Source organism: Pseudomonas sp. 58 R 3 (assembly GCF_900006605.1).
Classification (GTDB): domain Bacteria; phylum Pseudomonadota; class Gammaproteobacteria; order Pseudomonadales; family Pseudomonadaceae; genus Aquipseudomonas; species Aquipseudomonas salomonii.
This window is the reverse complement of record NZ_CVTT01000038.1, coordinates 711214-724335: the sequence shown is the minus strand read 5'-3', so window position 1 is coordinate 724335 and position 13122 is coordinate 711214. Positions and strand designations below refer to the sequence as shown.

The window sequence follows — 13122 nt, the reverse complement described above, 5'->3', positions numbered from 1 at the left end:
CGCGTGACGCAACGGGATCCTGGCTGTGTGGTTCGGGCTCAATCCCACAAACTAATCCCTTCCTCGGTCGGTCTTGGCAGATCCGGCAAAACGATCACCACACCCGTGCGGTAAGGCTGGGGCTCGTCTGCCAACCCCTGATTGGCATCAAGCACCGCCTCGACGCTGCCGTTTAAATGGCCGTAAACGTTATGACAAATGACATCAAGCATGTCTCCGTCAGACGTTCTGCATGTCGTCGCCATAGCGCGCAAACTCCAGAGTGAACCCTTGTTTACGTGGGATCCCGCCGTGAAGCAGAGCGCCCTGTTCCTCATTGATCGACTTCAAGCACCATGTCCCAATCACGTCGCCATAACCTGTGGTCAGCGTCAGCGGCTGCAACTTGCCGCCGATGGTGCGTAGCGTGTCGAGCTGCTTGAGGCCGCCCTTGAACCCTGGGTAAATCGTCCCCTTGAGAGTGAGTTTTTCCTCGCCGATGCCCACGGCCTGCTGCGCCGGGCGCCGCGACAGTCGCTCTTGAGAAGCCCAGCGGAATTCGGTCGAGCGGCTCAGCTCGTCGAACGCGGCCGTGTCCAGGTTGAAGTAATACGGCTGAACCTTGGGGTCACGGGGCTGGATGATCAGCAAGTGCGGGAACGGCTTCACCGCCTCCGGTGCCGGCGTGGCATCCACGGCAAAGGCACTGGTGGGCACGATGTTCGCCAACGACGGGCTGACCTTGCCGGCGACGTTGTTGATCGCCGTCGCCGCTCTGCCCGCCTGTTCCTTCAGGGCACCCATCCGCTCCTGCACTTCGGTGGCCGCCCGTGTCGCGCGGCCGTAAACAGCCACCACCTGGCCGACCTTGGTCTGCGCTGCATCCACGCCGCGCATCACCCTTTGCAGCTTGGCACCGACAGCTGGCCCCACGAACGGGATGTTTTCCAGCTCCGACGCTGCGCCGGTTAATTCCCTGATTGCGCCGTTGACCGGCCCAAGCATACCGTCGGCACTACGTCTGCCAGCCTCTCCCGCTTCGACCAGGTACTTGAGGCCCGACTGCATCTGTTCCATATAAGCCATAGCCCCCCCCCTTACAGGTGCGGTTCGTCGTAAAGCTTCGCGGCGTTTTGTTTCGCCGCATCCGCCATCATCAGCCGCATGTGCGGCATGAGGTCTTGCGCCAAGCGTTGCGGGTCTTTCACATCCCCTTGCACCGTGATCGGCATCGTCAGCGAGTACTCAAACTTCTGATCCACTTTGGCCGGCACGGGCTTCTCTGGTTCTTTGGGCTGAATCGCCACAGCCGCCGGCCTGCTCGGTGGAGCCACCGCCAGAGAGCGAGTAACATCACCCAGCGCCGGCGCTTGCGGTGCAGGAGCCATCAGCAGAGCACCCGAACCGTTTGCGCCATTGAATGACTTGCCCATGGTCGCCAAGCTTGGAATGGCTGGCCCCGGCCGGGGTGCCATCAGCAACGGCGTCACCGGAGGAGCGGGCTTTTCATCCTCACCTCCAAACCACGACTTACCTGCAGCTCCGCCCAGCGCCGAACCACCCATGCTGCCCAAGTAAGCGCCTACAAGCCCGCCAATTGCGGTACCAATAATCGGCACCACCGAGCCAATAGCAGCCCCGGCAGCGGCCCCGGCCATGGTCCCAGCAAGATTGCCGGCGGCTGCGCCGTAACCCTCGGCCTTTTCGTCCTTGGTCTTGGCGTTCTCATAGGTATCGAATGCCATGGCGCCAGCCTCCATCAGTGAGCCACCAGGTATCATCTTGGCAGCTTTACCGATCTTGCCGACCGCTTGCACTACCCCACCCAGTTTGGACAATGCGCCGCCAGGCACTTGAACCGGAGGGATCGGCGAGTGCGGGACCAGCACCGTAGGGCGTGGTACTGAGATAGTCGGGACAGACACCGAGGGCGGCAAAACTGGTGGACTCGGAACAAGCACCGGGGGCCTCGGCAATGACGGGCGCAGCACCTGCACAGGTGCTGGAGGCCGTGGCACTGACGGACGCGACACCGGCATAGATGCCGGAGGCCGTGGCACTGATGGACGTTGCACCGGCACAGGTGCCGGAGGCCGTGGCACTGACGGACGTGGCACCGGCATAGGTGCCGGAGGCCGTGGCACTGACGGACGTGGCGCCGGTACAGGTGCTGGAGTCCGTGGCACAGGTGGGCGTGGCGCCGACACTGAAGGTCGTGGCGCACCGCCTGCACGAGACGTTGTAGACCGACGACGTGGAGGATTACGCCTTGAACCGCGACCACGCCGACGTGTTTCGCTTGGGCCTCCAGTAGATCCGCCCATTGCACTCGCATTTACGACGAAAACCCTTTGAACCACGTCGTCACCTGCCGCCGAATCATTAGTCTTAGCGGCGTGGTCATCACCAGACACAGCCTCTTTAGCCAGGGAGACAACCTTAAGGCCCGTCGCGACAATGTCCAACTTCCCGGGCTTCTTATCATCTTTACCCTCGCTATCAGCTGAGTCACCCTTGAGAGCGGCCACGGCCTTGAGCCCGGTCTCAACCAAAGACAGGGCTTTACCGGCCTTTCCCTTGGGCTCGCTACCCTTGCCATCACCGCCGCCACCATCCGGGGCGTTCGTCACAAAGACTTTTTGCACTTCCCCGGACTTGCCACCCAGCGAGCCCCGCGCAACGTTGAGTAAACCTTTAGCAATTTTGAAGGAACTGAGCAGCCCCTTCAGTGCGACAAGTCCGCCACCCACCGCCGCGATGCCCGTCACCACCCCGGGCGCGCTGTCAGACAGCGAGGTAATACCCTTGGTGACTTTGGTCAACGCTTCAGCCACGGTGTCCGTGACCGGACGCAAGGCATCCCCGACACTGCGCATGGCATCATCCATCGACTGAGCCATTTCGGCCCACTTCTGCGAAGACGCCTCGCGCCGCTCGCTGAGGTTCTTGTCGAGAATGCCCGTCGCATCACGCGAATCGTTTTTGAGCTGGCTGTACAACGCCTTGTTCTGCATATATGCAGAAAGCGCGGCCTTCACCTGCATGTCAGCGAACAGGTCGCCAGTGCGCAAGGATTCCTCGAGCGAGGCCATCATGGCCTTCGCCTTCTCCGGGTCAGACTCCTTGCTGATTTTCGCCGTGGCCTCGGCCATTGCCGCCGCGCGCTTGGGATCGGTGGCTTGAATATACTTCTGCGCCAACGCCATGCTGGTTTCCAGCGTGGACATACCGTTCTGCAAACCGGTCTGCATCGAGCCCTTATAGTCGATACCGGCCTTTGCATACGCCTTGACGGTATCGCCTGAGCCGATTTTGCTCATCCAGTTTTTGAGGTTGTTGGCTGCCTCATCGGCGCCGCCGGCAGATTTCATCTGCACTTGCAGCATTGCACCCAACTGCGTCACCGCATCAATGCCGGTGATACCGAGGCTGCCCATGTTCGCCAATAGCTCAGGGAACCACTTGGCCATGTCGACCGCCTCAAAGCTGCCCGCCTGCCCTTGGTAGGCAATCGCTTCCAGAGCCTGCTGCATCTGCTTGGGGTCAGTGATCTTGGCGTTTTGACCCAGCGCGTTGATCATCTTCGCCGTGTCGACACCGTTCGATCCCTGCCCTACGACAAACTTGGCCGCGACTGGCGCATATTCCAGGGCCTTGCTCAAATCCATACCGGCGCTCACCAACTGGTTAACCACGTCGGCCACATCGTTGCGCGCCATGCCGGTGTCGCGCGAGGTATCGATGATCTTGCGAGACATTTCCTTTTCTTGTGGCTTGTTGGCAATGCCGGCCTTGATCGCGATGTCACGAACAATGGCTCCAAAATCCGCACTGACCTTGGTCGGTACAGCCAGCATACCGACACCCACGACAGCAGCGCCGACTGTGCTTTTCATGCCGTTTTTACCAGCATCCAGTTGCTGATGGCCCCGGGCCTTAAGCTCGGCTTTGTTGGCGGTCTGCCCCATTGAACGATAGGCTTTTTCCAGCCGGCCGACCTCAATGCCCTGCTTTTTCAAACTGTCGAGATTGGAGTTCAATCGGCCCAGCAGCTTGGATGCACCCTCAGAGCCGCTGTCATGGGCTTTCTTCCATTCATCACGCAAGCGAATAGTGTCGCCGATAGTGCGCTGTAGAACGCGCGCTTTGTTGCCTTCCGCCTCAAGACGCTTGATGCGCCCTGTTACATCTTTAAACGCTGCACCGACGGTCGAACTGACGGCGCCGCCGATCACCAGCCCGAGGGCGATTTTGTTCGCCATGTCGTGGCCCTCATTTGCGTAGTTTTATCGAAGGCGGCTCAGTCCGTGAGCCACCACACCATTTCTGCAAACGGCATCGACAGAATCTCGGCGGCGGAAAATCCGGTTTCCGCCGCCAGACGCTTCGCGGCCATTTTTATGACGACAGGATCAAATCCCGTCGTCTTGGTCCATGCGAAAATAGCCGGCCTGCAGGCGGTTAAAATCCACCAACTTCAGGCCCTCCAGATCTGCGATAGGCGCACCGGCAAGCGAGGCAAACAACACCAGCTCCCGCTGCTCGGCATCGCCAACAGCGTCACGATTTGCCGCGCGCACATCGCCCACTGTCGGGGAGCGCAGGGGCAATTTATCGACCGATACCCCGTTGATTTCACTCGGACAGGAAAGCGTCACTACGGCCTGATCGGTGGCCACCGACAACCAAGACGGCATCACGTCTGTGTAGTCGGTTTCGGGAACCAGGTGCGAATACGCAGCTTGAACACGGCGATAGTCAGTCAGCTTGAGGCCTTCAAGATCCTTAACGCCCACCTCAGCCAACCCGGCGAACAACATCAGCTCACGCTGTTCCTCGTCGCCATTCGACGCTTTGTCGGCTGCCCGTACTTCGCGCACGACCGGGGCACGCAAGGTGAGCGTCTCGACCAGTACGCCATTAGCATTGCTTGGCCGCGTGAGCGTCACGACAGCGGAGAGCGCGCTGAGCGACAACCAGGCCGGTACTTTCTTAGCGTTTACTTGATTCATTTGGATCTATTCCCTTAGAGGCCGAGTGCGGCGCGGATGTCAGCGAGCTGGTCTTTGCCGTCGACGACTTGAACACCCGCGACCATGTCGATTTCGTACATGACGCGCCCGTCGATTTCGAGCTTGTAGTAAGACGGCGCAATGGCGTGCTTGATCTCAGCCGGATCACCGGCTTTCCAGTCGCCCAAATCGACCTCTTTTAGCAAGCCGCGCAGGGTGGCGACCACCGCCGTCACTGCGCCTTTTTGCCCCCTGAAAGCCCCCCGGAAAGTCGCGTTAAATGCCGTGCCATCAGCCAAGCCAAAGTATTTCAACGACTCACGACGTACGCCCTTGGTGACGAAGGACGCCTCCATTTTTTCCAGGCCTTGAGCCATTTCGATAGCACCGGCCATGCCACCGGCACGATATTCATCGGTCTTAACCGTCAGCTTGGGCAGCGTCAAAGTCGGCACATCGCCGGCGAAATTCACGCCGTCGACAAACAGGTTTGTGTTGAACAAAGTTTGAGGAATCATTGACTAGGCCCCTTAGGCTGCTTCGAGAACTTCGGTCATCCACTGATCGGTGACTTCGAAAAGGAAATTCGGGTTTTCTGCTGGCGGCACGTCGGTGAAGCGGATGCGCCAATAAACTTTGCCCTGGGAGATCTGGCTTGCGGTGTTCAGCTCGGTGTCCGGGTAGACTTCAAAATTGATAATTGCGCCCTGGGCTTTCAGGTCGCGCATGAAAGCGTCCAGGCCGTCAGTCACATCCTTGACGTAGGTCTTGGTGATCGAGCGGTCCACGGCCCACTTGTGGCCGGCCTGCACTGCGTCCATAAGGATGAACAACGTGCGAACGCGCGTGACGAACGCCCACTTCGGATCGCTCGAAAGTGTGCGGTTGCCCCACAAGCGATAGCCGTCGTCGCGAATGATCGTCGCGATATTGGCGTTGTTCAGCAGGTTGGCACGGCACGTCTCGTCGCCGTCCAGGTACTCGACAGCCCGGGTCGTGCCGGTGATACCGGTGAACTCCTTGTTCGACGGCGAGGCCCAGAATCCATATTCGGCATCGGTCCAAGCAAACAAGCCTGCCGCCCAGGCCGAACCCGGCGCATCAACCGTCTTGCTGAGATCGGAGTCCCAGTACTGAACGCCTGGGTCAACCATGAACAGGTTGCGACTGCCGAAGTTATCGGCGTAGAGCATCGCCGCTTCATCCGTGGTGCCCGGGCCGTCGAGGATGCCGATAGCCCGCAGCTTCTGCGCCAGGCTATCGAGCGCGGTAGCCACTGCTTGCGTGGCGGTATGACCCGGCGCGATCAACAACCGCGGCTGCGCGTTGAACAGACTTTTACCATCCAGCAACGCCTGCAGGCCGGTGCGCTGACCCGACGCCAAAACGCCGCCGATAATCGCCGAGGTTTGCAGCGCCGCGTCTTCCAGCTTCGGCACGCCAATAGCGACGATCACCGCCTTGGCCTTGGTGTAGATCGCTTTACACGCCTTGGTGATTGCAGAATTTGCACCGAAAGCGGCAATGGCTTCGCGCTCAGTGGTGATCAACTTCAGCTCGCCGGCCTTGGCTGTGCCCCCATCCAGTCCACCTGGGGTAAAGGTGTCGCACAGTCCGATGATGGAAGACGACGGCAACGAAATAGTGCGCGCGCCCGTCTTGATGTCGGTCGTGGTAACGCCGTGAAAGAAACTCATAAGGCTCGATCTCCAGAAACGAAAAAGCCCCGCAAGAGCGAGGCCGTAATGGGGTGGTGCTTGTTGTGTATAACGTTAAAGAAAACGCCCTATGCAAGGCGTCTATTGAGCAAGTGTTGAGAGCCATTCGGGAGCAGAGGGCCGATGTTCCCTCAAAGGAAACTGACCGGCTTCAGGCCAACGGCGCAACGCACGTCGATAGGCTTGCAGCTCAGCGTACTGCTCGGCAGTGAGCGTGAGGTCCGATCCATCCTCCTGCTCGTCACGATGACGCGTAACCACACCGTCGGTGGCCGTCAGCTGCGCCGAACGCCAGTAACGCTCGATCTCCGCTAACTCTTCTTCAGATTGGGCGGGCGCGTCCACCAGCATCGGCCAGTTATCCGGGCCACATACCAAGCGTTTCCCCCGACTCTCTTCGGCTAACAACGAGTCTCGCTCTTCTGCGCTAAATTCACGGGCATCAGCAGGAATAAACGTGCAGATTTCGTCATCGTAAAAAAAACCGGACATCGGACTATAAAAGACAGTCATGCCTTACCCCTCACTCGCCAGAAGAATGATGCATTGCCGTTTAATAGGTTACGCACCGTGATACTTCCCTTCGTGCTGTTTCTCGCCTGCAATACCGGCGAACTGCCAACGCTTTCACCATTGGTAAAGTTGGCGTACGTCAGCTGAATGTTGTTAGGCACTTCCAAAAGCGCCACTGGCAGAGTAATTACCGTGTCCGAGCCGGCCGAGACGCTCACAACCAATCCCCACTGTTCGATATCCCCGCTGGGGAGCTTTTGATAACCGTTGGTGCCGAGCGATGCAGCGAATTGCGACGAGTATTTCAAGGCCGCGCTGCCATAAACACACCACACCGAACCCTCTTTCACCAAAAGCGCGGACTCCCCAGCAGCCATAATGATTTGGCTAAGGAATGCACCCTGGGGACTGATCTGCGAACCTGTCTTACTCGCGACTGTGACACCCACCCCATTGCGACAATGGAGCCCGATTGCAGCGCCTGCAGGTACATCGTCTACATGTGGCAGCGTGACGGTGTAGGCCGCTAAGCCACCTAATCCAATTGAGGCACCTACATCATCAAGCGTTAGAACTGTCGAGGCGTTGACTCCCCGAGCCGTCGCGAAAGAACCGAGCGATTTTTGAACGAACTCTGTAGTCGCTAGGCTTTTATCCTTCGTGAAAGGCGGTTTTGTTTCCCACGACGACAGCGCTGGCGAGAACCTTAGGGATGCATCGCCGCTGTCGAAACTCCACCCGCTCCCACCCAGTAGCCTGCGGAATACGCCGAGGGTGCCCTTCGGAATAATAAATGGTCCAGGAGTCGTCAGTAAGTTGGTCAAGGTGTCCGCGCCTTGAGGCTTGACAGTGACCGATCCCGAAAGAGAGCTACCGATTGTAATTACCGCTCCAGGTACAGCTGTCGACGCTAGGGGCAACGTAGCGATCGAGGCCTGCGGAAAATTGACCAGCCTACCCACGTCATCAACAGTCAATACCTGGTCGCCGGCATAGTTGACCTGGCCTGAGTAACTCCCCAGCGCCCGCTGCACATATTCAGTTGTCGCCAGCTTAGTGGTGCTGTCGAATTGCGGCGGCGTTGGAGCCGTTGGCACCTTTTTGAAGGCCGGTGACTCGATAGGCGCCAGATTCTTTACTGAGTCGTCGACGTATTGTCGTGTTGCCAGCACAACGGCCGGATCGATCTTCAGCACAACGTTTGCTGCGCTGGAGACAATGAAGTTCATCCGGACGACTTGCGTACGACCGGAGCCCTGGGACATTAACGGCTTGTAACTCGGCGCGCAGTTCGCCACAGCCACTAAGGCGCCGTCGGCGTCATACAAGCCGATCTCACGAATCCACCAGCCCCCCTCATCGGCCGGGATGATTTGCTCGGCCACGATGATATTAGGGTTGGCCGGATCCACCGAGAGCTTGTTCAACGGTCGGCGCCGACGCTCGTTAATGAGCTTCGTTTGTGCACGGTCAGGAATGGGGTCGGTGCCGTTGGCATCTCCCACACCCAACTCGGTAAGTTTCCAGGGTACGCCCAGAGCGTCTGCGTTGGCCTGTTTGGCCTCACCAATCGCGGTGAGCATCGCAAAGAATTGAGAGTTGGAATCAATCATGAGTGGATATCCAGTGTGTCGATGGAGTGTTCCCGGCCGGCGGCGCCTATGTGGCAAGTCAGGACGATGACGCCCGGTACTGGCGGGTAGACGTTGACGGTGTCGACGGTGTGCTCGCGTCCCGGTGCGCTGATCCGCCCCGTGGTGACGATGTCGCGAAGAACTGGCGGGTACACGTCAATCTCGTCGCCATCAGTAGAGCTTGCGAAAACATTGAGATGCCCGACGGTTTCGAGGCTTATGGCCAGGCCGATCAAGTGCCGACTGACCGGCTTAGCGTCGTCAATCAGCCTTTCAAGCTCGGCATACATCTCTTCAGTAATACCTGTTTCGAGGATGCCAACTTTCAGCGCAAAGGTGCCTGGTATGCCCTCGGGCACCATCTTGAACCACTCGATAATCTCGATTAGGTAGCCAAGAGGTTCGACCACACGCCGCAACGCACCGATGGTCCCTTTGTGCGCATGGATGTAGTAAGACGCCTTGATGGCGGCGCGCTTGGTCGCCTCAGTCCATCGATAATCCCAGCGATCCACCGACCAGGCCCACGCCAGATGCGGCAGCAAATGCACCGGGCAGGTATCGGCGTTATAGAGGTCGCGCAGAGGGACAATCGTTTTCTCAAAAAACGTAGCCTCCATGGCCCGTTCCAGTTGTGTGCTGTTGATCGGCAGTAGGCTTTTCATATCACCCCGCCAGCGTCACGGTGTAGTCCGTACAGAACGCCGCCTGAGCCTTGGTCGGGGCCAGGTCCTGCCATCCAATCAGCTCGACCCGCGAAACGCCGGCAACGTGCAGCTGCGCATCCACACCGGATCGTGCTACTTCGACGCCAAGCCGCTTTCGCGGATTGACCCAGGCAGCCAATCGATTCTTTGCCTCGGCCAAACTGGCGTCGGCTTCAGGGCCAGCGCTGGTCATGTGCAGAATCGCGTTGATTTGGTAACGGATCACCTGGGCGCTCTGCACCGTCACCCGATCTCCAACCGGCCGCACGTTTTCATCATTCAGCGCGGCGGCCACCGTAGCCAACAGAGCTGGTGACGCAACGCCCTCCCCGTCCAGCCCCAACACCGTCACCGTCACGTAACAAGGCGCAGGACTTTCGGCCGTGGCATCCGCGACCAGCCCGGACGCGTTTCGCGCATGGAGGATGTAGCTGTTACGCGGACCGGCCGTGGTCAGCCCCTCATATGCCAACTGAATCCGCTCCCGAAACGGGTCGTCGTCCTCCCTGACCTCCGGCACCGGCGGCACTGCCAGCAGATCTGCCGCCTGAATAACCAGGCGCTTTAGATTGACGTTGGCTCCCAAGTGATCGAGGTCGCCGCGTATCGCGTGTGCCAGCAGTACCGCCTTGCCGGCGTCATTGACCCGGGCGCGGTTGCCGACCTTGATGTAAGCGCCGACCTCCAAAACCTTAACCACTGGGTCGCTTTCAAGCGCGGCGGTCCAGTTGCCGCCCATATACCCGCGAAAAACGCTGAGCCCTTCCTGGTACACCTCTTCGAAGTCCAGCGGCTCCAACACGGTCGGTGCCGGCAACGAAGAAAGATCCACAATACTCATACGGCCACCTCCAACGTGACGGCATCGCCCAGGTACTGCCCGACGATTTTCAGGTTGATTTGCCCGCCGATAACGGAAATGACGCGTACCTGATCCGGTTTCAAACGCGGTTCCCAACGGCCTAGGGCGCGGGCGACTTCCGCCTGAACAGCGCTTTTCCAGCCCTCATTAACGGGCAAGTCAACAAAACGCCGCAGCTTGCTGCCGTACTCAGGCCGATGCCGGCGGCTGCCCAACGGCGTGCCCAATATGTCTGGAACTGATTGGCGCAAGTGCGCGATGCCGGAAATGGGCTGACCGGTGTGGCGGTCCATTCCGATCATTGTGATTACTCCTTCAATTGCTCCAGATCCGGGTGCGCTTTCAAGAACGCATATTGATCATCGCCACATGCGGTGACGCGACCGGCAATAACAGGAAGCGTCTCGCCGTTGGGCAGGACCAGTGTTCGCGAGGTGAAAACCTTGTCGCGAAAGACACGCGCGGGGCCGATGGACTCCACCGCGTCAGTAGTCGCGGGAATACCAAGCGGCGCGGGCTTCAACCCCACAACCGCAATCGATTCGACGGCCCCGGCCGAATCGCCATCAGTTCGAGACTTACTCATAAGGCAAACTCCAGGTGTAAAAAAACCCGCACTGGGCGGGCTGTTGGGGATTGAAATTAATGCGTGTGGTGATTGCTGTTACCACCGGCATCAATGATCGCGCCGGCACTGGTGATGCCCTTTGTAACGTGCAATGCACCGTCGATCAGCACCGCTGCTTTCAGATTGATGTTTCCGGTGGTTACATTCACAGCGCTGTCCGTGATGACCGCCTCTGTACTGGCGACCTTGATCGTCACCGTACCGCTCGGCACGGTGATGCTGTAGCTCTTGGCCTGCCAGTCGTAGATCAGCGAGCCGCCATCATCAAAGCGCCAGACTTCCACATGATCGCGGTTATCCGGTGGTGGGCCGGCATTGCCATACAAACCCGGGATGAACGTGCCTTGGGCCACATCACCGCTAGCACTGACCAAAGTTCCCTGCTCGCCCATGGATGGCGCCCGCCAGTGCCGGGCCTTGCCGGCGGCAATACTGTGCCAGCGCACCCAGGCGCTGACCCATTCGCCATCGGACACCCGGCACACCGGCGGCGAGGCGGCCAGGTCGAGCGCCACCACATAACAATCCTTCACCACCCCGGCGAGCATGCGGTCATGCTGGGCGCTGGCATAGCCGCTCAAATGTCCTCCGCTGGCACAAAGTCCTCTTTGACATCATTGTCGAAGCCAAACAACAGCATGCCCGGCGGCTGGTCAGGCCATGGCCATTGTTCAGGACCGACGTACACCTGCTGCGTCCACTCCACCAGCCACACGGTGTAACCATCCAAAGCCGGCTGGGTCCAATCCTGCAAGGCCTGGACGAACTCTGCTGGCTCGACCGCTAGCCCCCAGGTCTGTGCCCGCAGTAGAACGGCGAGTTGGGTAACCAACTGCACCGCCTGCTGTTGATGCAAGGGATCGATGGGGTCAACAATGATTCGCGCCTCGAACTTACACACCAATGCAGTTTCGCCCGTGCCGATATCGGTTCCGGGCTCGATCTCGGCCAGCTCCAGGAACACTGCCGGTAACGCAATGCGATCCTGAATGTTCGGCCAAGCTCTCACTGTCTGAACGCCTGGCAGATGTCTCACCAGGTGTTGCTCGACCGCTTGGTACAGCTGGTCCAGGCTAAAAGGTTCGTCAACCATTACCCGATCCTCTTGAGGTATTTCTGCAGCTCAAAGTTGAGTTCCTGTTTCAGGATTTCCAATAAGCGTTCATCAGCCTTTTGTACCCAGCTTTCAAAATGGGGACGGGCTTGCTCCAGAGAGACCTTCGCCTTTGCCAGCGGAAAGCGACTGCCGTTTTCCGCCACCCATCCCGAACTCGACCCGCGCCCCGGCGACACCGTGCTGTCAGGGTAATCGTCAGCATTGAAGTGCTTGCTCGCGGTACGGATCCAAATGTCCGGCTGGTTTCCGTAAACCTTCTTGAGAAACGCGCCCTGATACCGCCGCCCCGCCACCGACACACCGCTGCCTGTCTGCCGTGCGCGGCCGATCCGGCTGGACTCGATAGCGTTCAAACCGAACCACAGCTTGCCGCTCGAAGCCCCGCCGGACACCGGGTAACTGCGCAACCGTTGACGCACCGCCGCGACAGCTATGCGCTCTTGCCGACTAACCGCACGGGCGATGTGCGTGCGCAACCACCCCAGTGTCTTGTTGATGGCTCGACGGTGAGCAGTCGCAGCAGCCTTGGGCACCAGCTTGGCAAAGTCCTGAAACGCCTGCAGGTCTTCGGCTGACGACTGGATGGAGATCATGCCGCCGCCAGCCGAGGGCTTGTAGTAACTACCGATGCTCATGGCCGTAACCTCAGAATCAAGGCGACCAGACCGTCGCCACTCGGCTCCAGCTGCAGCAGGTCGTAATCGCCGCCGCCATCCAAAGCAGGCAAGTCGATGCTGACCAATAGCCCGCGTTTCAAGCCTTCCGAATCGCTGACGCGGATTTCAAACCGAGGCTCGCGCAAGCCGGTGTTCAGCTTGCCGAGCTTGGGCTGCAACCAGGGCGCCGCGAACATGCCGAGCACTGGTTCGTCACGACCCTCGATCCGTGCGGTATCGCCCAGTGTTTCGAACACCACCGCGTCAATGTCGTCGATCAGTTCGCGGAAGGACAC

The 13122-nt window shown here is 59.3% G+C and carries 16 protein-coding genes and 1 pseudogene; all 17 read right to left on the bottom strand.

The window, feature by feature from the left end; translation table 11 throughout:
* Nucleotides 1–38: 38 nt before the first annotated feature.
* Nucleotides 39–245, bottom strand: coding sequence for a tail protein X (locus tag BFP92_RS09190; RefSeq protein WP_065929236.1), 207 nt, complete (start codon nucleotides 243–245; stop codon nucleotides 39–41).
* Nucleotides 220–1065, bottom strand: a complete 846-nt coding sequence (locus tag BFP92_RS09185) for a phage tail protein (RefSeq protein WP_065929235.1) — start codon at nucleotides 1063–1065, stop codon at nucleotides 220–222. Before BFP92_RS09185 ends, BFP92_RS09190 begins: the two co-directional genes overlap by 26 nt.
* 11 nt (nucleotides 1066–1076) lie before the next feature.
* Nucleotides 1077–4241: a phage tail tape measure protein gene (locus BFP92_RS09180; RefSeq protein WP_065929234.1), complete on the bottom strand. Its 3165-nt coding sequence runs from the start codon at nucleotides 4239–4241 to the stop codon at nucleotides 1077–1079.
* Nucleotides 4242–4391: 150 nt separating this feature from the next.
* Nucleotides 4392–4676, bottom strand: a complete 285-nt coding sequence (locus tag BFP92_RS32015) for a phage tail assembly protein (RefSeq protein ID WP_065929296.1) — start codon at nucleotides 4674–4676, stop codon at nucleotides 4392–4394.
* A gap of 39 nt (nucleotides 4677–4715) precedes the next feature.
* A pseudogene (locus tag BFP92_RS32010) lies at nucleotides 4716–4991 on the bottom strand (phage tail assembly protein); the annotation flags it as partial.
* A gap of 14 nt (nucleotides 4992–5005) precedes the next feature.
* Nucleotides 5006–5509: a phage major tail tube protein gene (locus BFP92_RS09170; RefSeq protein ID WP_065929233.1), complete on the bottom strand. Its 504-nt coding sequence runs from the start codon at nucleotides 5507–5509 to the stop codon at nucleotides 5006–5008.
* A 12-nt stretch (nucleotides 5510–5521) separates the two neighbouring features.
* Complete coding sequence (locus tag BFP92_RS09165; RefSeq protein ID WP_065929232.1) at nucleotides 5522–6688, bottom strand: phage tail sheath subtilisin-like domain-containing protein; 1167 nt, start codon at nucleotides 6686–6688, stop codon at nucleotides 5522–5524.
* A 102-nt stretch (nucleotides 6689–6790) separates the two neighbouring features.
* Nucleotides 6791–7222: a tail fiber assembly protein gene (locus tag BFP92_RS09160; RefSeq protein ID WP_065929231.1), complete on the bottom strand. Its 432-nt coding sequence runs from the start codon at nucleotides 7220–7222 to the stop codon at nucleotides 6791–6793.
* On the bottom strand, nucleotides 7219–8835 hold the full coding sequence (locus BFP92_RS32005; protein WP_083221722.1) for a phage tail protein: 1617 nt from the start codon (nucleotides 8833–8835) through the stop codon (nucleotides 7219–7221). The genes BFP92_RS09160 and BFP92_RS32005 overlap by 4 nt, the downstream gene beginning before the upstream one ends.
* A complete protein-coding gene (locus BFP92_RS09150; protein WP_065929230.1) occupies nucleotides 8832–9521 on the bottom strand; it encodes a phage tail protein I in 690 nt (229 codons plus the stop codon). Before BFP92_RS09150 ends, BFP92_RS32005 begins: the two co-directional genes overlap by 4 nt.
* A gap of 1 nt (nucleotide 9522) precedes the next feature.
* Nucleotides 9523–10404 carry a baseplate assembly protein gene (locus BFP92_RS09145; RefSeq protein WP_065929229.1) on the bottom strand — a complete coding sequence of 294 codons (882 nt, stop codon included), beginning with the start codon at nucleotides 10402–10404 and terminating at the stop codon, nucleotides 9523–9525.
* Nucleotides 10401–10727, bottom strand: coding sequence for a GPW/gp25 family protein (locus tag BFP92_RS09140; RefSeq protein ID WP_065929228.1), 327 nt, complete (start codon nucleotides 10725–10727; stop codon nucleotides 10401–10403). The genes BFP92_RS09145 and BFP92_RS09140 overlap by 4 nt, the downstream gene beginning before the upstream one ends.
* Before the next feature lie 5 nt (nucleotides 10728–10732).
* Nucleotides 10733–11011: a hypothetical protein gene (locus tag BFP92_RS09135; RefSeq protein WP_065929227.1), complete on the bottom strand. Its 279-nt coding sequence runs from the start codon at nucleotides 11009–11011 to the stop codon at nucleotides 10733–10735.
* A gap of 56 nt (nucleotides 11012–11067) precedes the next feature.
* Nucleotides 11068–11601, bottom strand: a complete 534-nt coding sequence (locus tag BFP92_RS09130; protein ID WP_065929295.1) for a phage baseplate assembly protein V — start codon at nucleotides 11599–11601, stop codon at nucleotides 11068–11070.
* Nucleotides 11602–11630: 29 nt separating this feature from the next.
* Entirely contained in the window at nucleotides 11631–12146 is a 516-nt protein-coding gene (locus BFP92_RS09125; protein ID WP_065929226.1) for a hypothetical protein, read from the bottom strand.
* Nucleotides 12146–12805 carry a hypothetical protein gene (locus BFP92_RS09120; RefSeq protein WP_065929225.1) on the bottom strand — a complete coding sequence of 220 codons (660 nt, stop codon included), beginning with the start codon at nucleotides 12803–12805 and terminating at the stop codon, nucleotides 12146–12148. The genes BFP92_RS09125 and BFP92_RS09120 overlap by 1 nt, the downstream gene beginning before the upstream one ends.
* Complete coding sequence (locus BFP92_RS09115; RefSeq protein WP_065929224.1) at nucleotides 12802–13122, bottom strand: head-tail joining protein; 321 nt, start codon at nucleotides 13120–13122, stop codon at nucleotides 12802–12804. Before BFP92_RS09115 ends, BFP92_RS09120 begins: the two co-directional genes overlap by 4 nt.